The organism is Rhizobium sp. SG741, from assembly GCF_012275435.1.
In the GTDB taxonomy this organism is placed as follows: Bacteria; Pseudomonadota; Alphaproteobacteria; order Rhizobiales; family Rhizobiaceae; genus Rhizobium; species Rhizobium lusitanum.
Genome location: NZ_JAAZQP010000011.1, coordinates 1 through 18,103, shown reverse-complemented (window position 1 = coordinate 18,103; position 18,103 = coordinate 1). Strand labels below are relative to the sequence as shown.

Sequence of the window (18,103 nt, the reverse complement as noted above, 5' to 3'; positions counted from 1 at the left end):
AGGAGAGATGAGATGCAGGTTACAGAGACACGCGTTGCGTTGAGCGATGGGTCGACAACGGTGGAATTCGTTAGCGAGGGATCCGAATTCGTTTCGGTCACCTTCAGTACCCCGAACGACGCCCTCGACGACTCAGGGGCGATCACCCACGCCAAGGCCCTTATGGTTCAGCTTGCCACTTTTGGCGACGAAAGAGACGGTAGCGTCAACCGCTACGATGCTTTGAGCAACGGCAATTTTGATGAAGGAAGTAGGGCCCCGGAGCCTGTTCCCAGTGCTCGGTCCAGCAAGGACGCGGATGTTTTTGAAGAAGAACTCGAACAGGGGCTGGAGAATAGCTTTCCCGCCAGTGATCCTGCCTCCGCAACCGTGACAAGTATTCCCTCGAGGCGATCGGGCAACTGATGGCGAACCGTGTCGCACTGGTGACTGGCGCGGGTTCCGGGATCGGACGGGCCTCGGCCATACTCCTAGCCTCCAGGGGATATTCGGTTGGCGTTCTCGGTCACAACCAAGAAGAGATAATAGCCACGGCTGCCGCGATTGCGGAGAGTGGCGGAGCAGCCATTGCTCTGGCCGCGGACATAGCCCTCGAAAATCAGATGAGAGAAGCCGTTCGCGCGATTGTCAGACAATTTGGCCATCTTGACGCCGTTGTCGCCAATGCTGGGATTAACGGTGTGTGGGCTCCAATCGACGATCTGAAGCCGCACGAATGGGACCAGACTGTCAGGGTGAATCTAACGGGAACCTACCTGACACTTCACATCACGGTCCCGGAATTGAAGCGCAGCGGCGGCGGCTCGATCGTCGTCGTCTCGTCAATCAACGGTACGCGCACATTCACCACGCCCGGTGCGACGGCATATACCGCGACGAAGGCTGCACAGGTCGCCATTGTCCAGCAACTGTCGCTGGAACTTGCCCGCCACCATATCCGTATCAACGCTGTCTGCCCCGGCGAAATTGAAACCAATATTGAGGCCAATACCGCGTTGCGAGACGAGGCCGAAACTGCGATCCCCGTTATCTGGCCGGAGGGTCAGGTTCCCATTACAGGCGGCGCACCCGGCAAGAGCGAGGACGTTGCCGAAGTAATCGCTTTTCTCGTCTCCGACGCGGCGCGGCATGTCACCGGAACGCCGATATGGGTCGACGGCGGCCAGGGGCTGCTGCGCTGATGGACGCCATCAATTTGAACAGACAATTTGCCTGGGGGCCAATTCTTCATGACGACGGTAGCGCGAGTTTTCGCTTGTGGGCGCCGGCCCTCCGGGAATTGAGCCTCCGAATAGACGGCCAGGTTCTTGCGATGGAGCGGAATATCGAGGGCTGGTTCGAAACGCTTGTCGAGACGAAGACGGTCGGCACGCCATACGGATTCGTGCTTCCGGATGGAAGGATCGTGTCCGATCCAGCGTCGCGCCAGCAGGCGACGGATGTTAGTGGCCTATCGATCCTTGCCGATCCGCATTCATATCGCTGGCAAAATCGGGATTGGAAAGGCCGTCCTTGGGAAGAGACGATAATTTATGAGATCCACATCGGGACATTTACGCGCGAGGGAACTTTCCGGTCGGCAATCTCAAAGCTGGAACAGCTCGCGAGTGTAGGCATCACTGCCGTTGAGATCATGCCATTGGCCCAGTTCCCGGGCGGGCGTGGCTGGGGCTATGATGGTGTCCTTCACTATGCGCCCCACAATGCCTATGGCTTACCCGATGATTTCAAGGCATTTGTGGACGCGGCCCACGGCCATGGCCTGATGGTTTTCCTCGATGTGGTCTACAACCACTTCGGTCCGGAAGGCAACTTCCTCGCGGACTATGCTCCCGACTTTTTCCATAGCGACAACCCAACGCCATGGGGACCAAGGATCGCATTCGAACGGGATCCCGTGCGGCGCTACTTTCTCGACAATGTCGTCTACTGGTTGAGAGAATTTCGCCTCGACGGGCTGCGCTTTGACGCTATCGATCAGATTGACGATAGTAGTCCTCTTCACATCCTGGAAGAGATACCGGAGACGGCCCATGCGGCAATCGGCAATCGGCGCCTCCATCTGATCACGGAGAACCCGGCAAATGGTGCCGAGCTGATCGCGGACAGGGCGGGTGGCGGACGCCTCTACACGGCCGACTGGAACGACGATTTTCATCACGTCTTGCATGTCATCGTCACGGGCGAGAACCAGGGCTACTACGCGCCGTTCAGAGAACATCCCTGGGAGAAGCTTAGGAGGGCTATGGCCACCGGCTATCTCCGGCAGGGAAAGCACATTCTTGGCGACCGACGCGTGCTGACTGAGGCGTTATCTCCAACGGCATTCGTCCACTTTCTGCAGAACCATGATCAGGTCGGAAACCGGGCGCTTGGCAATCGTCTTCATACCATGGTCGACGAGCGTGCCCTTCGGGTACTCACCGAAATCCTTTTCCTGTCTCCGCAGATCCCGCTTCTCTTCATGGGCGACGACCATCTAAGCTCGAAGCCCTTCCGTTTCTTTTCGGACTACCAGGGGGATCTCGCCGCGGCAATTCGGGAGAGCCGCCCGAAAGAGGCTGAAAACTTCGGCGGGCTGCCAGAAGGTATGCGTGTGAGTGATATCCCCGACCCCAGTGCTGCCGAGACTTTCCTGCAATGTAAGCTCGATTGGCAGGAGACCTCCGACGAAGGGCGCCGCGAATGGAGCGACTGGCTTCGACGCCTGATCGGCTTCCGGCGCGATCACATCGTTCCCCTCCTATTCCATGCCCGGGGATATGCCGGCTCGATTGTCACCGCGCCGGAGCGGTGTCTCTTTGTGGACTGGCGGTTCGTAGACGTTGTCCTGCATATGCGCGCAAACCTGTCGGAGGAGGACGTCATCTGTGACAGATCGGCTTCGGCGACGATTTATCCGTCCGAGCAGCGGACGGAATCTGGCTTGCCACCCTGGTCCGCGACCCTATTCATGACGAGGCTGTCAGAGCGGGAAGCCGTTAACGATGACGAGGTTCGTTAGATGAGCGACACCGAGATGATCAATGGATTTGAGCTTACCATGATCGATGTGGGACCGAGGTCTCTGCCCGTGGGTTACGGAGGCTCGGGGCCGCCGCTGCCGCTCACGGACATCCGCGCACGGCATATGACGTGGGGCCGCGTAGCTGATCTGCTGATTACATGCAGAATGGTCAATCGTTTGGGAATTCGTCATCCCTTGGTCGCGCCGGCCGTCAAGCCCGCAGACGAAGAGTTTCTGGAAGTAGAGAAAGAGAAAGGCGATCGGGACGGTCATGACAACCGATGCTGCCTTGACCGCGCCCCAATCAGTGTTGAATTCGGTGGAGAACTGATACGGCGAACGGTCTCCTCGGACTCGGCGCGCTGATCCAGGTCTGCGCCAGCTTGCCGAACAATTTCATCGCCTTCGAATACACGACCGGCGATCCCGACTGGTGGTACGACATCGTGGAGGGCCTGCCCCAGACGATCGTGAGGAGCGGCTTCGTCGATATCATCGACCGGCCGGGCATGGGCGTCGATCTCGTGCCGGAGAAGGCGAAACGCAATCTTGCGGAAGACGACCGCGATTTCTTCGACTGACGCGAATGTCTCGGCGGCAGTGGCTCGTCAAACTGCGCAATCGGGAAACGAGGCTGAAATCCGATTGACATTGCTGTTTTACGATTCCTATAGTTGGTCCGTTATGAACTAGAGGAAGTTCATATAAAAACTGGTTGACGGCGTTTCAGAGGAGTGAAGCGCTTGCAGCCAAAGGAGGAGGCTCATGGGAATCCGATGGAGCCGCGTCACCCCGCATTTGGCCGTTGCGCCTGCGGCCCTGCTGACGCTTGTCTTTTTCATTGGGGCAATCGGCTGGACCGTCTATCTATCATTCACGGCCAGCCGCCGCTTTCCGGACTATGAACTGATCGGTTTGAAACAATATTGGCGGCTGTTTCATGATCCATCATGGCTGCTGTCCCTGCAAAATCTGGTGATCTTCGCCCTTGGCAGCCTGCTGTCGATCGTCGTCGGCTTCATCCTTGCGGCGCTGATCGATAAGGAGGTGCACGGCGAGGGCTTATTCAGAACCATCTTCCTTTACCCCTTGGCGGTTTCGCTGATCGTGACCGGCCTCGTGTGGCGATGGCTGTTCAATCCCAGCCTCGGTATTGAGAACGTTCTTCATTCGCTTGGCTGGCAAAGCGCATCCTTCAACTGGCTCGCAAGCCAGGACACGGTCATGTTCGGCGTCATCCTTGCCGCCGTCTGGCAATCGACCGGCTTCTTCATGGCGCTGATGCTGTCCGGACTGAAATCGATTAACACCGAGATCTGGCAGGCCGCGCGTCTAGACGGCGTACCCTTCTGGCGCCTCTACATCGAGGTGATCATTCCGATGATGAAGCTCACCTTCCTGACCTGCATCATCTTGCTCTGCATCGGCGTGGTGAAGGCCTATGACATCATCGTCGCCATGACCAACGCCGGCCCGGGCGGCGCGTCCGTCATGCCTGCCTATTTTGTCATCGACGCCTACTGGCAGAAGCAGAACCTCGGTTTCGCCTCGGCGGGCGCGACCGTGATGCTGCTGACCACGCTCGTTCTTTTCCTGCCGCTCGTCATCGTCACGGCTATCAGGCAGAGGAATGCGACATGACGGCGATACCCCTGACATCGCAATCCGCTAACCAGGTGAAAGCCCGTCGTCGCCCGTTCATTCGGCCGCATCGCGTGGTGGTCTTCGTCTTCCTGCTGATGGCCGCCGCCTTCTTCGCGGTGCCGCTCTACGTCATCGTGGTGACGTCGTTCAAGACGATGGACCAAATTCGGCTCGGGCAGATCTTCTCCCTGCCCTCACCCTGGACGACCGATGCCTGGACCTACGCCTGGACGCAAGCCTGCTCCGGCATGAACTGCAACGGTGTGCGGGTGGGTTTCGTTAATTCGCTCTATATTCTTGCGCCGAGCCTCGTGCTGACGATTTCGCTCTCGATCATCACCGGCTACGGGCTTGCGCTCTGGAACGTCAAATGGGCGAACGGCTTCCTGTTTGTGCTCTTCATCTGCGCCTTCGTGCCCTTCCAGATCATCATGTATCCGCTGATCAAGATTGCCGGGACGCTGCATATATACGGCACGACCTTCGGCATCGCGGTCATTCACAGCGTCCTGTCGCTGCCCTTCCTGACCCTGATCTTCCGCAACTACTTCCGAGGAATGCCGCCGCAGATCATCGCGGCGGCGATGATCGACTCAGGCTCGTTCTGGCGGATCTTCTTCGAAATCGTGCTGCCGATGTCCGGCAACATCATGATCGTCGTGCTGATTCTGATGATCACCGGCATCTGGAACGACTTCCTGGTCGGCCTGACCTTTGGCGCACAGGATACGCAGCCGATGACGGTCGTGCTCAACAACATCACGGTTACGACCACCGGCGCCAAGAATTATGCCGTCGACATGGCGTCGGCGCTGCTGACCGCGCTGCCGCCGCTCGTCATCTATTTCGTCCTCGGTAAATTCTTCGTGCAGGGCATCACGGCCGGCGCCATCAAGGGATAGAGGCATGCCATCCATCGCATTCAACAATATCGTCAAGAAATTCGGCGCGCTCACCGTTATCGAGAACCTCAATCTGAGCATCGGCGACGGTGATTTCCTCGTGCTCCTCGGCCCATCGGGCTGCGGAAAGACCACTCTCCTCAATCTGCTGGCCGGGCTACTGGAAATCGATGGCGGCGAGATCCTGATCGGCGAGCGCGACGTCAGCTATCTCGACCCCAAGGATCGCGGCCTCGCGATGGTGTTCCAGTCCTACGCGCTCTATCCGACCAAGACCGTGCGCGGGAATATGAACTTTGGGCTCTCGTCCCGCGGCATCACCAAGGCGGAAGCGGAGCAACGCATCGCCTGGGCGGCAAAGCTGCTGCAGATCGGGCATCTGCTCGACCGCAAGCCTTCCCAGCTCTCCGGCGGCCAGCGCCAGCGCGTTGCCATCGGCCGGGCGCTGGTCAAGCAATACGGCGTCTGCCTGTTCGACGAACCGCTCTCCAACCTCGACGCGAAGCTGCGCAACGAGATGCGGATCGAGATCAAAAAGCTGCACAACCAGCTGAACAACACCGTCGTCTACGTGACGCATGACCAGATCGAGGCCATGACCATGGCGACGAAGATCGCGGTCATGAACAAGGGCGTCATCCAGCAGTTCGGCACGCCCGATGAAATCTACAACGAGCCCGCCAACCTGTTCGTCGCCGACTTCGTCGGTTCTCCGGCAATGAACGTGCTCGACTGCACAGTTCGGAGAAACGGCAGCGGGCTGGTGGCCGTGGAGGACAAGGGCAGCGCCGAGATCAACCTCGGCCACTATAAATGGAAGGGACAGGCGGCGGAGAGCGGCGCGGTCAAGGTCGGATTCCGCGCAGAAGAACTTTTGACGGAAGAACGAGGTGATGCGGGCGCGACCATTCGCTTCGATTGCCCGGTCGAATATTTCGAAAAATCGGGCGCCGATGCCTTCGCTTTTCTGACCATGTCCGGAAAGAGCATCGCCGTCCGCGTCGATGGACGCGATGCGAATCGCTATCGCGGCAGACAGAGTCTGCCCGTCTATCTGCCGCTCGATAAGCTTAATGTCTTCGATGCGCCGACCGGCCGGCGGCTCTAGCCAGAATTCAAAAGGCCAGGTTTCAAAAGGGAGGAATGACGCATGAGGAAATGGAAATTTCTGGCGGGGGTAGCGCTGCTGCTTGCAGCCACCACACTTGCAGGCAATGCGCGGGCGGACGATATCGTTGTTTATCACACATGGTCGAAACCTTCCGAAATCGCTGCACTCGGCGTGTTGCGTGATGCCTGGGCCAAGGACGGACACCAATGGAAGGATCTTTCGATCGCCCATGATTCCGGGGCCAATGTCAGCCTGATGAACATGATCACGGGCGGCAATCCACCTGCGATTTTCATGAACTCCGATCCCGGCATCTATCGCGATTTGAACAAGCAGAATCTCGGCATGCCGCTGACCAAGCTCTTCAACAGCATTGGAGCCACCAAAAACTTTCCGCCTTCGGTGCTGAACAACATTACTGTCGACGGTGAGATCATGAAAGCGCCGGCGACGGTGCACATCGACGGCATGATCTATTACAACAAGCATGTCGCCGATGCGGTCGGCATCGATCCGAAATCCTGGAAGTCGCTCGATGACCTGTTCGCCGCCTTCGACAAGGTGAAGGCCGCGGGCTATATCCCAATCGCTCAAGGCGGCGATCAATTCCAGAAGGCATATCTGCTGCAGGCACTTATCGCGGCTGAGGAGGGCCCTGATATCTACAACCGCTTCTACGGCGAAAAGCCCGACAAGAGCGTGCTCGACACACCCGAAATGCGCGCCGCGCTGAAGCGATTTCGACAGATCGCCAATCACACAGATCCGGGATCGCCGAACCGTCAGTGGAACGATACGACCAATCTGGTCATCACCGGCAAGGCGCTGCTGCAGATCCACGGCGACTGGATGAAGGGCGAGTTCCTGGCGGCGAACAAGAAACTCGGCACTGATTTCGATTGCATGAACATTCCCGGTACTAGGGCCGTCGTCGTGACCGTCGATTCCTGGGGGTTTCTCAACACCGGCAATGCGGAAACTGCCAAGGCACAGGAAGACTTTGCCAAGCTTGATGTCGATCCAAAACTGAACGCGGAATTCGTCCTGAAGAAGGGCGCAAGTCCGGTTCGAACCGACGCCGACACGACCAATCTCGATGCCTGCAACAAGCTCGTACTCGATACGCTTAAGGACCCGAACAAGCAGGTATCGAACCCCTTCAACACGGCCGACGCCGATTGGTACCGGACGATCTGGGAAGAGGCCGACAAGTATTGGAGCGATCCGAAGCGCACTGACGACGACTTCATCCATGCCATGCAGGATGCCTACGACCACATCTTCTGAGCTAAGCGCAAAAAAGCCGAGGCCGCCAGGCTAGGCGGCCTCGGGACCCATAGTAACGGTTAGAGGCCGGTCAAACGGTTTCCGCCCGCAGCTTTTCAATTGCCTTCAGCTGGATGCAATGGGGCGCCATTTCCATGACCTCGATCTGCGTGCCGTCGGGATCTTCGATCCATCCGCCGCGATTGCCATCAATCCCGCGTTTGGTCTGGCGCGGCTGGCTCGGTTGAATGCCAGCTTCTGCAAGCTCCGCGAACGTCTTGTCGATATCGTCGACCGTGAGGCAGATATGGAAGATGCCAATCACATCCGGTCCGGTTTGCGGCCGTTTTACGCCCTTTGGGAAAAGTTCGAGATACTGGTCGTCATTGATCCTGAGATAGACGATCCACGCCTCTCCCTGATCATTCAGCAGGCGCGTCATTTCGCGAAAACCAAGCTTTTTGTAGAAAGAAAGCGACTTGTCGAGATCGCTCACGCGCAGGGCGATATGCCCGAGATGTCTGAACAGATCCATGGCTCAGGCCTGTCCATTGATGCGGCGGATGGCGGCCGTCTGCATGGCGTCGGCGCCGAGCTGCATCAGCTCGATCCGGTTGCCTTCGGGGTCGGCGATCCAGGCCTGGTAGTTATGATCGACGCCAAGCTTCTTTTCGGCCGTCAGGGTAACGCCGCGACCGGTAATTTCCGCGATAGCCGCATCGATATCATCGACTTCAAGGCAGAGATGGTTGTAGCCGACATTAGCAAACGGCGGCGCGCTGTCGCCGACGCCCTCGGGAAAGAGTTCGATGAACTGCGTATCGGTAATGCGCAGATAGACGATCCAGAGACGGTTATCACGCTCCAGCCTGAACATTTCATCGAAGCCGAGTTTGTTGACGTAGAAATCCATCGAACGTTCGATGTCCTTCACGCTCACGGCAACATGCCCGATCGCTTTCACATTTTTCATTTTTCTTCCTCCTCCTTGAAATCCTCCGGAAGCGCGGCTTTTCAAAGAGCGCCTTGCTCCAGAGCAGCATCAGGCAACGATAGAATAGCTTGAGTATTCCGTTGCCTTGTTTACATTTGAACCGGATGAAGTTCATTTGCGAATTTATCGAAACTTTCGCTCCAGAGTCAACCGAAGCGAGCTACAATTGCGCCAAAGGCATGCATTGCTTATTGAACGCAGAGCATCCCCTCATCAGGCCAACAGGGTTCCGAATGCACGAGATCAGTGAAGACGCCGCCCAGAAGTATCGCATCCCGGTCATCGAACAGATGGTCGAGGTCTTCGCGCTATTGGAGCGCACCCCCGAGGGTGCGACGATCCGTGATGTGGTCAAGGCGGTGAAGCTTTCGCGGACGACGGTCTATCGAATGTTAAACACACTGAGCGCTCACGACTTCGTCCATCGTTCTCCCACTGGCAGTTATACACTTGGCCGGCGGCTCCTGACACTTGCCGCCCACGTCGCTCCGTCTGTGGCAAGCTACGACTTGCTGGCGATTTCACAGCCGTATCTGAATAGAATTTCGGAGGTGACAGGGGAGGGCAGCAAGCTCACAGTTCCCTCAGGTGACAATGTTCTGGTGGTCGCTGCTGCCCAGGGCCGCGGTCAGTACGCGCTGACTGCGTCGGCAGGCCAGCGGCTTCCCTTCCATGCTGGGGCTGCCGGCAAGGTCCTGCTTGCTTTCGCAGCGCAGGAGGATATTGCTCGCCAGCTGACAAAGCTCGAGAGTTTCACCAGCTTCACGATTTCCGACCCTCACCGGATGCTAAAAGAACTAGAGAACATTCGTGCCGCCGGATGGGCGCGGGATATGGGCGAGCAAATGTCCGGCGTTCATGCCATCGCCGCCCCGATCCGCGATTATCAAGAGAAGGTCGTCGCGGCGGTCAGCGTACCCTTCGTTGCTGGCGTCGATGAACGGCGAATTGAGGAAATCAGGCGCGTTGTGCTTTCGACAGCGGACGCAATCACGAGGGAGATCGCGCAGGCGAAACCAGCGGTCGTTTCGGTTGAGGCAGCCGCTGTCAACCCCAGCCTGCATCGCAAGACGGCGAAGAGGAATTAAAAGCGCTTCGGCGAGATCCGAGCCTCTCCTCTATCTGCCTGCGAATATCGTTGGCGAGTGGATGGAGCGCTTCAGCGGGTAACGAACCACAGGGCTGTAGCCCATCCGATTTATGACCAGGCGCATTAGCGGCCGCGCTGGAGTGACATGAGGTGGTCGTCAAGCTGTCGCGCATGCGATATCACGTTATCTCGTCAACGACGAGAGAGGGTGTGGTTTTGTGAAATCAGGCCAGCGTGCCGATCACGGCCTTCCTGTCAGACATTCGAACACGCTCCAATAGCATTGCTGCACGGACCAAATTTCAACATTTTGCATCTATGCGGCCCGGATCGAAAATAGCTTGATTGGTCCAGCATACCGCATAAGCGCAACGCGTCCCCTCGACGGGCTTGCGGCAGTCAACCTTTCGAGCCTCACGGCGGAGTTCTAACTCGCTCATAGTTATGTGCCCCTCGGCAGAGAAGGTAGCATGAAACCGCTGCTAATTAGAAATATGGCAAATGACTGGGCCATATAGGAAAACGCGATGGCAAACGCTCTCTACACGCGACTGCAGGCCACGGCAAAGCGCCAGATTGAGATTTCTGGCCAAAGCGGTAGAGGGCGGCGAAGGTCCCGAAATGGCATACACTGCCAAGCTCGTGCCGACGACGTGCGAGCAGCGCTGTGTCGACGGCACCACGATCCTCGCCGTGAGAGGCACATCTACAGTTCATCAGTCGGGATCGCCATCGTGCCTCCGGTCGGTGACATCGTTTCAGCAGGCGGCGTGGACGACCACATCGTTGCCGACGCTGACAACTATGATGGCGTGACCAGTACTATTTTCATCGTTCATAAAATATAAGTTGAAACATATGAGCGGAGTACTCCCTCTTGGATGGTTGTCGCGGCGTCTATTGTGGCGACAATTAATAAGAATGATCTATTAATGCCGTGGCCGACAAGGCGGACATTCATAATCACATGGCGCCACGGAGATAGCGCCGGCGCCCGCCCGTTCCATATTCCCGCCTCGCATGCCAGAGCGACACTGCCGTGATGTGAAAACATGTCCGTGTTCTCTTAGGGTGTTAATTTTTAGACGGCACGTTTACAAGCCTAGTAATTGAGCAATAGGGTATTGCCGGAAGCTTCGCTTGAGGCTCAGACTGCCCCATTTCAGTAGGCATTTTCGTGGCATCCTCATCCTCAAATCTTACCGATGGCCTTCTTATCAACGCTCTTAATGAGGTGCTGGTACGCTGGGGTTTAACGCTAGTAGCCCTCGTTAGGTACGGGGCTGACAAGCTGCTGTGTGTGGGTCGCCTCTGTGAGCGTATAGACCGGGCAGACTCATCCGATCGTCTGGTGATCGAGTGGCCCTGAATTCACAAAAAACAAGAGAGGGAACTGATGATAAGTATTTTCAAAACATTGAGAGAAGGGGTGCAGCTTCTGGCGGTAGTCATGCTGATCGCTTTTGGCGGCTCGCAGGCGGTTCATGCTGCCGGGTTGAAAATCGCGATGGTCATGCCTGGTCCGATCAGCGACAATGATTGGAATTCGGTCGGCTACAATGGGCTTCAGGCGGCTGCCAAGGCGTTGGGTGCAGAGGTTGCCTATTCAGAAAATGTCAGCGATGCGGATGCCGAGCGTGTTTTGCGCGACTATGCATCGCGCGGCTACAAGTTGATTTTTGCTCACTCGTTTTCCTATGGCGACGCCACCCTGAACGTAGCCGAGGATTTCCCGGACACAACGTTCATGGCGGGAACTGCCAAAGAGCTCGCCCCCAATGTCGGCAGTTATTCCAACCCCGATTATCAGGGCGCCTATCTGGCCGGCATGCTGGGCGCCGGGGCATCCAAGAGCAAGACCATCGGCTGGGTCGGCGGCATGCCGGCGCCGAATATGCTCGCCAATTTCCACGCCTACGAAGCCGGTGCCAAGGCGATGGTTCCTAGTGTGAAGGTTCTCCATAGCTTCATCGGCTCCTGGTTTGACCCGCCCAAGGCCAAGGAGGCCGCGATTGCTCAGGTCGAGCAGGGGGCCGACGTTTTATCCGCGCAGGGCGTCGGCGTGATCGATGCCGCAAATGCCAGGAATGTGTTTGCGCTCGGCGCCATGACCGATCAGAACCATCTTGGACCTAAAACCGTGCTGACGAGTGTTCTGTGGGATCTCGGTCCTCTTATCACAGCTGTCGGCAAAGCTGTCGAGGATAAGACTTGGACGAGCCAGAACTGGTCCTTCGGCATTCCGGAAGGTGCCGTCAGACTCGCCGATTTCCACGGGCTGGATGCCGGCGTTTCCCCGGACGTGCTGACGGCCGTCAAGGCAAAGTTTGATGCGATCAAGTCTGGCGCTTTCACTGTGCCGCTGGATACGTCAAATGCCGACTGAGAATGAAGGTTTTTCCGCAACTTCCGGCATCGCGTCGGAGGTTGTCGGGGAGGCTGAGACGAAAGCTGCGCCGCTGCTCGACATGCGGGGCATTCGGGTCATTTTTGGCAGTTTTGTTGCCAATGATGCTGTTGATCTCACCGTCAGGGCAGGCGACATTCATGCCCTGCTCGGGGAGAATGGTGCTGGCAAGTCGACCCTGATGAAGGTTTTGGCCGGTCTCCTGGTTCCCTCCAAGGGCGAGGTGCGGATCGGCGGAAAGAGAGAGACAATAGCAGGTGCTGCTGAAGCCATGCGGCTTGGTATCGGCATGGTCCATCAGCATTTCATGCTGGTGCCTCCGCTCACCGTTGCAGAAAACGTGTGTCTTGGTCTTTCTTCTGCCGGGAGGCTCATTCCCAACCTCAAGCAATGCGCCAACAATATTCGGGCGCTGGCAAAGGCCTATGATCTGGATGTTGACCCGAATGCCCGCATCGCTGATCTTTCGATTGCCAGCCAGCAGCGGGTGGAAATCTTGAAGGTGCTATATCGCGGCGCCCGCATCCTTATTCTTGATGAACCAACAGCCGTGCTGGCGCCGCAGGAAACCAGCGGATTATTTCGCATCCTGCGCCTGCTCGCAGCGGAGGGCGTGGCAATTATTTTCATCAGCCACAAGCTCGACGAAGTGATGGCGTTGACCTCGCATGTCACGGTGCTCCGACACGGCCGCGTCGTGGCGAGCGCCGCCACCGCGGATACAGATGCACGCAGTCTGGCGCGCATGATGGTTGGGGCAGATATCGCTTTGCCAAAGCTGGAAGACGCAGTCCCCTTGGGCGCTGTTGCCGAAGACGACAAAGGCCCCGTGCTTTCGGTCGAGAGCCTCGTCTGCCGTGATACAAGCGGCGTTCGGTGCGTCAGCGGTGCCAGCCTGAACGTAAGGTCAGGCGAAATTGTCGGCATCGCGGGCGTTGATGGGAACGGTCAACAGGAATTGGCCGAGGCGATCGTCGGCCTGCGCAAAGTCGAAGGTGGCTCGATCAGCATAAACGGCTACGCGGTCACGCATGGTTCTGTCGCGGAGCGGATCAACCTTGGTCTTGCCCACATACCGGAGGATCGCCACCGCACGGCATTGGTGGAGTCGATGACGATAAGCGAGAACGCCGTGTTGGAGCGCGTCGGAGATGCGCCATTCTCCAGAGGCGGTTGGATCGACAAGGCGGCGATAGCATCGCTTGCAGATACGATCATCAAGGATTTCGACGTACGCACTACGGGCCGGGAGCAGAAAATCGGAACGCTCTCGGGCGGCAATCAGCAAAAGGTCGTCCTCGGGCGGGCACTTTCGCGTGATCCCAGCCTGATCGTCGCCGTTCAACCCGTTCGTGGTCTGGATATTGGGGCAACCGCATTCGTTCATCGAGAGCTTCTCGCCCGCCGCGCTGCCGGGGCCGGAGTGCTTCTGATCTCGACTGAGCTCGATGAAATCCTCGCGCTTTCAGACAGAATTGTCGTCATGTTCAAGGGCAAGGCAATCGGCGAGTTGAAACGGGAAGAGGTGACCGTCGAACGGTTGGGTTTGATGATGGCGGGGCAGGTGACATGAGCGGAACAGAAGATGTTCAATTGAAACGGCCGTACGTTCCACCCGCATTGGTCAGCAGCACGGCTTCGGCATTAGCCGCCTTCATGGTGGGCGCAGTGTTGATCGCTGCAGTCGGCGTCAATCCGCTGACGGCATATGGTGCACTTCTCGATGCGGCCCTCGGCAGTCGCAATGGGCTGTCGGAGACCTTGGTGCGCACCGTACCGCTTGCGCTTTGCGGTCTCGGCATTGCACTTGCCTTCCGGGCTGGCGTCTTCAATGTTGGCGCCGAGGGACAGTTATACCTTGGTGGGACCGCGGCGGCTGCCGTCGGCGTCGCAGGCTCCGCTCTTCCCTCTGTCCTCCTTCTGCCGGCAATGATGCTGGCGGCGGCGCTGACTGGTGCGCTCTGGTCGGGGCTCGCCGCCTGGCTGAAACTTCGCTTTCGCGCTGATGAGCTGATCACCACGATCATGCTGAATTACGTAGCGATCGATTTCGTCTCCTTCCTTCTGCATGGACCGCTTAAGGATCCCAATTCGCCGTTGGCGCAGACAGCGCGACTGACCACAGAAGCGCGGCTTCCCACTCTTTTGTCTGGAACGCGCCTGCACGCCGGCGTTCTTATCGTCGTAGTCGCTGTCATTCTGGCACATCTGTTTCTCTGGAAACGGGTGGGTGGCTTCCGGTTGCGTGTGGTCGGTTTTAATCCGCGTGCTGCGCTCAATGCGGGGATCGATGTGCGTTACACTCTCATGCTCGGCTTTCTGATCAGTGGCGCGCTCGCCGGCCTTGCAGGGTTTGCCGAGGTATCCGGCGTGCAGCGGCGCATGATCGAGAACCTTTCACCCGGTTTCGGCTACAGTGCCATCATCGTAGCGCTGCTCGGTCAGACCAATCCTGTCGGTGTATTGGCATCTGCGTTCCTGTTTGCGGCGTTGCAGATAGGAGCGACGACTATGGAGTCGGCGGCGGGCGTGCCGAGCACGCTGACGACAGTCATTCAGGGGCTTGTCGTTCTGTTTCTCATCGGCAGAGCGGCGTTGCCGCTCGTCTCGGGCTGGCTTTCTCGCCGATTGCGGCCGGGGGCGGTAACATGAATATGTTGTCCGCTCTGAACGATCCGGTATTTGCTGGCTTTCTAGCGGCTTCAATGCGGTTGGCTATACCGATCATGCTCGCAGCCCTTGGCGGACTCTTCGCGGAGCGGTCGGGTGTCCTGAACATCGGACTGGAAGGCATGATGCTCATTGGAGCCTTCGTAGGTTTCGTTGTCACATTTGCAACTGGGCAATTGGCCATAGGTATTGTTGCCGCCGTGCTTTCTGGCGTCACCGCCGGCCTTCTGCTCGGCCTATATACGATAACGCTTGGCGCCAATCAGGTGGTGGTTGGGATTGCCTTGAACCTGCTGTCGGTCGGCGTTACTTCCTTCTTCTATCGCCTGTTCTTTGGGGCGGCCACGGATCGACCGCGGATCGAACCCTTCGCGCCTGTTGATTTCGGCGGGCTCGGTGATGTCCCGCTGGTCGGCCCGCTGCTGTTTCGTCAGGACATGCTGGCTTATCTCGGGCTCTTATTGATCGTTCTTACCTGGTTTGTGATGAAGAAGACGCGATTCGGGTTGAATATCCGTGCTGTCGGCGAGCATCCCGAGGCAGCCGAGACACTCGGCGTCGATGTCGTCCACACGCGGTATATCGCGATCGCTCTTTCCGGTGGACTGGCGGCACTCGGCGGTGCTTTTTTGTCGCTTTCAGCAACAGGCATCTTTCTCGACAACATGACGGCGGGTCGCGGCTATATCGCCCTTGCCATCCTCATTCTCGGTCGCAGACATGCCGTTGGCATTCTGTTTGCCGCTCTCCTCTTCGGCTCCGCGGATGCTCTGCAACTGCGAGCCCAGCTTCTGCCCATCAATGTACCACTGCAATTTCTCCTCATGTTGCCGTATGTCTTGACGATTGTGGTGCTTGCCGGATTTGCCGGCCGTCAAGGCACGCCTGCTGCCCTCGGGTTGCCCTTTCTCCGCAGTGGTTCGCAAAAAGGATAACTGACGATGCTTGATCTTCATGAAGCTACCTCGCCTGAAGTTGGGCAGGCGATTAGCAAGGGTGCGGTCGCCGTGCTGGCCGTTGGTGCACAGGAACAGCACGGTGCACACCTGCCGCTGTCGACGGATACGGTCATGGCACAGGGCGTGGCGCGGCGCATTGCCGAGGCAATCGGCGGTCTTCTGTTGCCGCCGATTGCCTACGGTGACGCATGGAACAACGAAGGATTCCCGGGCACACTGTCGCTTTCGCCAGACACCATGCGCGCGATCTTCATGGATATCGGTCGGGGACTTTCACGATCCGGCTTCAGGGCGCTCGTCATCGTCAATGGCCATTTTGGAAATCGAGAGCCGATCGCGCTGGCTGCCCGTCTGCTGAAGCAGGAGACGGGTTTTCCCGTCTTTCATCTGGATTATCCAGGTATGGAGCAGGCTGCAAACGATATCTGCGACAGCAAGCCCGCCGCGCCGACCTTCTACCATGCGGACGAAGTCGAGACCTCGATGATGCTGGCGCTGGCCCCTCATCTGGTGAGAATGGACAAGGCCGCAGCGGAATATCCGACATTCCCCGCGACGTTTGGCATGGAGGCGATCAGTCTCAGCACGTTCAACAAATCCGGCGTCTTCGGCGACCCAACGTCGTCCACGGCAGCCAAGGGTGAGGCGCTGATTGCGCGTATCGTTGATGAGAGCGTCAAACTTGTCGAGCTATTCCTCTCGGATAGATGACAAATGCAATCCGATCGCTGTTGCTTCGTTTCCGGCGACGCCGTGCATCCTCTTCGTCAACCGGATGGACGAACCGAGAGGGCGGCTGAGGGACGTGATCGCCGCGCTTCAAGACTACGCCAACCACACGCTTTTGCTTCGCCAGATCCCGATCCGCGAGGGGGACAGGATCATAGGCAGTTGCGATCTGATTTCGGAACGGGCGTGGCGCTATCGGGAAGGCCAGACTTCGGCGCTGATCGCAATCCCCGAAAGCGCGGCCGAGCGCGAGCACGAAGCGCGCAGCGAGCTCCTGGAACACCTGTCCGAATTCGATGACCGGCTTCTCGAAGAACTGATCGAAGATCACGAGCCGCCCAGCAACGCGCTCTATGCCATTTCATCGCGGCTTGTGTGACCATTCGCTGACACTCGGGGATGGTTATCCGGCATGGGTATAGCATGGTTAGTCGTTGAAGTATGTTGGAGGCTTGATGACACCAGTGAAAAGTTACTAACTTCTGCGCAATGTGTCGCCCACTTAGGGTTCCAATTGCCTCAAAGAAAATTGCCCTGCCAGGTGGGGCCAGGCAGGGCAACCACAGGAGTACTGTTGAGAGCGCGAGTCGGATGTGAACTGGAGTTTAGTAACTTGCGCAGCTCAATCTATCATTGTGTGACAGTTTTGTGAATGTGGCATTCGCATCAGGCGAGAGGGGAAGAACTCGCCGTTCGCACCAACTACTCGCAAACGGTTTCGCGCACTACTACCCGATGATGATGACGGTAGCCGTAGCGCCTCTCTGTCCAGCACCGGCGATGATACCTATAGCGCGGAGCGTCATAGTATCCATCATCTGCGTAGGTCGGTGGATCGCTGTAATAGCGTGGCGGCGGCGCATCATAGTCGTAGCGAGATCCGACTCCGTATTCAAAGTAGACCTGAGAGAATGCCGGCGATGCGGCCAAGGTCGTTGCGAGCACCAGCGCCGCGATTACAATCCTTTTCATGTCTTTCCATTCCCATTTACATACAGCTGTGACGCGCTATCCCGCGCCTTAAATGTAGTATGCCATGAGCGGCGCTCGTGAATACGGACCAAAGTCCCGACCAAGTAAGGACTTAGGCCCTAGAGCTTGTGAAAGCTCTGTTCGCTGGCGTTGCGTGGCCTCCTCGTACTCAAATCGTAAGATGAGATATCGTCTCCAACCGAATAAGTGGGCGGTGGCGACTGAGGGTTTATACGTACTCCCGCCTGCAAGATGAGCGTACGCATCCGAGTTGGGCCGCATTGTGCAGTGAGTGAGAGTGTGGATGCTCTGTCTATATAGACGGCAATATAGACGGTGTTTCACATATGGA

The 18,103-nt window shown here is 57.7% G+C and carries 18 protein-coding genes and 1 pseudogene; 16 read left to right on the top strand and 3 right to left on the bottom strand.

What is annotated here, in order from left to right; all coding sequences use genetic code 11:
* Positions 1-12 precede the first annotated feature (12 nt).
* The 9 genes from FHT29_RS24655 (at position 13) to FHT29_RS24615 (ending at position 7,951) form a co-directional block, all read left to right on the top strand.
* Positions 13-405 carry a hypothetical protein gene (locus FHT29_RS24655; RefSeq protein WP_168600253.1) on the top strand — a complete coding sequence of 131 codons (393 nt, stop codon included), beginning with the start codon at positions 13-15 and terminating at the stop codon, positions 403-405.
* Positions 405-1,181 (top strand): SDR family NAD(P)-dependent oxidoreductase, encoded by a 777-nt coding sequence (locus FHT29_RS24650; protein WP_113119517.1) that lies wholly within the window; start codon positions 405-407, stop codon positions 1,179-1,181. Before FHT29_RS24655 ends, FHT29_RS24650 begins: the two co-directional genes overlap by 1 nt.
* Positions 1,148-3,004, top strand: coding sequence for a malto-oligosyltrehalose trehalohydrolase (gene treZ / locus FHT29_RS24645; protein WP_348644885.1), 1,857 nt, complete (start codon positions 1,148-1,150; stop codon positions 3,002-3,004). Before FHT29_RS24650 ends, treZ begins: the two co-directional genes overlap by 34 nt.
* Complete coding sequence (locus FHT29_RS24640; protein WP_168596043.1) at positions 3,005-3,373, top strand: hypothetical protein; 369 nt, start codon at positions 3,005-3,007, stop codon at positions 3,371-3,373.
* Positions 3,374-3,390: 17 nt separating this feature from the next.
* Positions 3,391-3,588, top strand: coding sequence for a hypothetical protein (locus FHT29_RS24635; RefSeq protein WP_246703104.1), 198 nt, complete (start codon positions 3,391-3,393; stop codon positions 3,586-3,588).
* Between the two features lie 184 nt (positions 3,589-3,772).
* Complete coding sequence (locus tag FHT29_RS24630) at positions 3,773-4,648, top strand: sugar ABC transporter permease (protein WP_168600252.1); 876 nt, start codon at positions 3,773-3,775, stop codon at positions 4,646-4,648.
* Positions 4,645-5,553 carry a carbohydrate ABC transporter permease gene (locus tag FHT29_RS24625; protein WP_051963186.1) on the top strand — a complete coding sequence of 303 codons (909 nt, stop codon included), beginning with the start codon at positions 4,645-4,647 and terminating at the stop codon, positions 5,551-5,553. The genes FHT29_RS24630 and FHT29_RS24625 overlap by 4 nt, the downstream gene beginning before the upstream one ends.
* 4 nt (positions 5,554-5,557) lie before the next feature.
* Positions 5,558-6,661, top strand: coding sequence for an ABC transporter ATP-binding protein (locus FHT29_RS24620; RefSeq protein WP_168600251.1), 1,104 nt, complete (start codon positions 5,558-5,560; stop codon positions 6,659-6,661).
* Between the two features lie 42 nt (positions 6,662-6,703).
* Positions 6,704-7,951 carry an ABC transporter substrate-binding protein gene (locus tag FHT29_RS24615; protein WP_037190931.1) on the top strand — a complete coding sequence of 416 codons (1,248 nt, stop codon included), beginning with the start codon at positions 6,704-6,706 and terminating at the stop codon, positions 7,949-7,951.
* Between the two features lie 70 nt (positions 7,952-8,021).
* On the opposite strand, the gene FHT29_RS24610 is transcribed toward FHT29_RS24615, so the two are convergent.
* Both FHT29_RS24610 and FHT29_RS24605 read right to left on the bottom strand, forming a co-directional pair.
* Positions 8,022-8,465: a VOC family protein gene (locus tag FHT29_RS24610; protein ID WP_037190929.1), complete on the bottom strand. Its 444-nt coding sequence runs from the start codon at positions 8,463-8,465 to the stop codon at positions 8,022-8,024.
* A 3-nt stretch (positions 8,466-8,468) separates the two neighbouring features.
* Entirely contained in the window at positions 8,469-8,903 is a 435-nt protein-coding gene (locus tag FHT29_RS24605) for a VOC family protein (RefSeq protein ID WP_037190926.1), read from the bottom strand.
* A gap of 89 nt (positions 8,904-8,992) precedes the next feature.
* Between FHT29_RS24605 and FHT29_RS24600 the strand changes: the two genes are divergently transcribed.
* From FHT29_RS24600 to FHT29_RS24570, 7 genes and pseudogenes are all read left to right on the top strand, one after another.
* The gene (locus FHT29_RS24600; RefSeq protein WP_246703103.1) at positions 8,993-10,012 is read left to right on the top strand and encodes an IclR family transcriptional regulator; all 1,020 of its coding nucleotides are present in this window, start codon (positions 8,993-8,995) and stop codon (positions 10,010-10,012) included.
* Between the two features lie 1,398 nt (positions 10,013-11,410).
* On the top strand, positions 11,411-12,400 hold the full coding sequence (locus tag FHT29_RS24595; RefSeq protein ID WP_168600250.1) for a BMP family protein: 990 nt from the start codon (positions 11,411-11,413) through the stop codon (positions 12,398-12,400).
* Positions 12,390-13,994 carry an ABC transporter ATP-binding protein gene (locus tag FHT29_RS24590; RefSeq protein ID WP_168596047.1) on the top strand — a complete coding sequence of 535 codons (1,605 nt, stop codon included), beginning with the start codon at positions 12,390-12,392 and terminating at the stop codon, positions 13,992-13,994. Before FHT29_RS24595 ends, FHT29_RS24590 begins: the two co-directional genes overlap by 11 nt.
* Positions 13,991-15,073 (top strand): ABC transporter permease, encoded by a 1,083-nt coding sequence (locus FHT29_RS24585; protein ID WP_168596048.1) that lies wholly within the window; start codon positions 13,991-13,993, stop codon positions 15,071-15,073. The genes FHT29_RS24590 and FHT29_RS24585 overlap by 4 nt, the downstream gene beginning before the upstream one ends.
* Positions 15,070-16,026 carry an ABC transporter permease gene (locus FHT29_RS24580; RefSeq protein ID WP_168596049.1) on the top strand — a complete coding sequence of 319 codons (957 nt, stop codon included), beginning with the start codon at positions 15,070-15,072 and terminating at the stop codon, positions 16,024-16,026. The genes FHT29_RS24585 and FHT29_RS24580 overlap by 4 nt, the downstream gene beginning before the upstream one ends.
* A gap of 6 nt (positions 16,027-16,032) precedes the next feature.
* The gene (locus FHT29_RS24575) at positions 16,033-16,761 is read left to right on the top strand and encodes a creatininase family protein (protein WP_168596050.1); all 729 of its coding nucleotides are present in this window, start codon (positions 16,033-16,035) and stop codon (positions 16,759-16,761) included.
* A gap of 37 nt (positions 16,762-16,798) precedes the next feature.
* Positions 16,799-17,155: pseudogene (locus FHT29_RS24570) on the top strand (elongation factor G); the annotation flags it as partial.
* 326 nt (positions 17,156-17,481) lie between these two features.
* Here FHT29_RS24570 and FHT29_RS24565 read toward each other — a convergent pair.
* Complete coding sequence (locus FHT29_RS24565) at positions 17,482-17,751, bottom strand: hypothetical protein (protein ID WP_092576071.1); 270 nt, start codon at positions 17,749-17,751, stop codon at positions 17,482-17,484.
* Between the last annotated feature and the right edge of the window lie 352 nt (positions 17,752-18,103).

Bases quoted from the DNA above. Each gene is read 5' to 3' on its own strand.
- FHT29_RS24655 (WP_168600253.1), top strand. From the start codon at position 13: ATGCAGGTTACAGAGACACGCGTTGCGTTGAGCGATGGGTCGACAACG.
- FHT29_RS24650 (WP_113119517.1), top strand. From the start codon at position 405: ATGGCGAACCGTGTCGCACTGGTGACTGGCGCGGGTTCCGGGATCGGA.
- treZ (WP_348644885.1), top strand. From the start codon at position 1,148: ATGGGTCGACGGCGGCCAGGGGCTGCTGCGCTGATGGACGCCATCAAT.
- FHT29_RS24640 (WP_168596043.1), top strand. From the start codon at position 3,005: ATGAGCGACACCGAGATGATCAATGGATTTGAGCTTACCATGATCGAT.
- FHT29_RS24630 (WP_168600252.1), top strand. From the start codon at position 3,773: ATGGGAATCCGATGGAGCCGCGTCACCCCGCATTTGGCCGTTGCGCCT.
- FHT29_RS24625 (WP_051963186.1), top strand. From the start codon at position 4,645: ATGACGGCGATACCCCTGACATCGCAATCCGCTAACCAGGTGAAAGCC.
- FHT29_RS24620 (WP_168600251.1), top strand. From the start codon at position 5,558: ATGCCATCCATCGCATTCAACAATATCGTCAAGAAATTCGGCGCGCTC.
- FHT29_RS24615 (WP_037190931.1), top strand. From the start codon at position 6,704: ATGAGGAAATGGAAATTTCTGGCGGGGGTAGCGCTGCTGCTTGCAGCC.
- FHT29_RS24610 (WP_037190929.1), bottom strand. From the start codon at position 8,465: ATGGATCTGTTCAGACATCTCGGGCATATCGCCCTGCGCGTGAGCGAT.
- FHT29_RS24605 (WP_037190926.1), bottom strand. From the start codon at position 8,903: ATGAAAAATGTGAAAGCGATCGGGCATGTTGCCGTGAGCGTGAAGGAC.
- FHT29_RS24595 (WP_168600250.1), top strand. From the start codon at position 11,411: ATGATAAGTATTTTCAAAACATTGAGAGAAGGGGTGCAGCTTCTGGCG.
- FHT29_RS24590 (WP_168596047.1), top strand. From the start codon at position 12,390: ATGCCGACTGAGAATGAAGGTTTTTCCGCAACTTCCGGCATCGCGTCG.
- FHT29_RS24585 (WP_168596048.1), top strand. From the start codon at position 13,991: ATGAGCGGAACAGAAGATGTTCAATTGAAACGGCCGTACGTTCCACCC.
- FHT29_RS24580 (WP_168596049.1), top strand. From the start codon at position 15,070: ATGAATATGTTGTCCGCTCTGAACGATCCGGTATTTGCTGGCTTTCTA.
- FHT29_RS24575 (WP_168596050.1), top strand. From the start codon at position 16,033: ATGCTTGATCTTCATGAAGCTACCTCGCCTGAAGTTGGGCAGGCGATT.
- FHT29_RS24565 (WP_092576071.1), bottom strand. From the start codon at position 17,751: ATGAAAAGGATTGTAATCGCGGCGCTGGTGCTCGCAACGACCTTGGCC.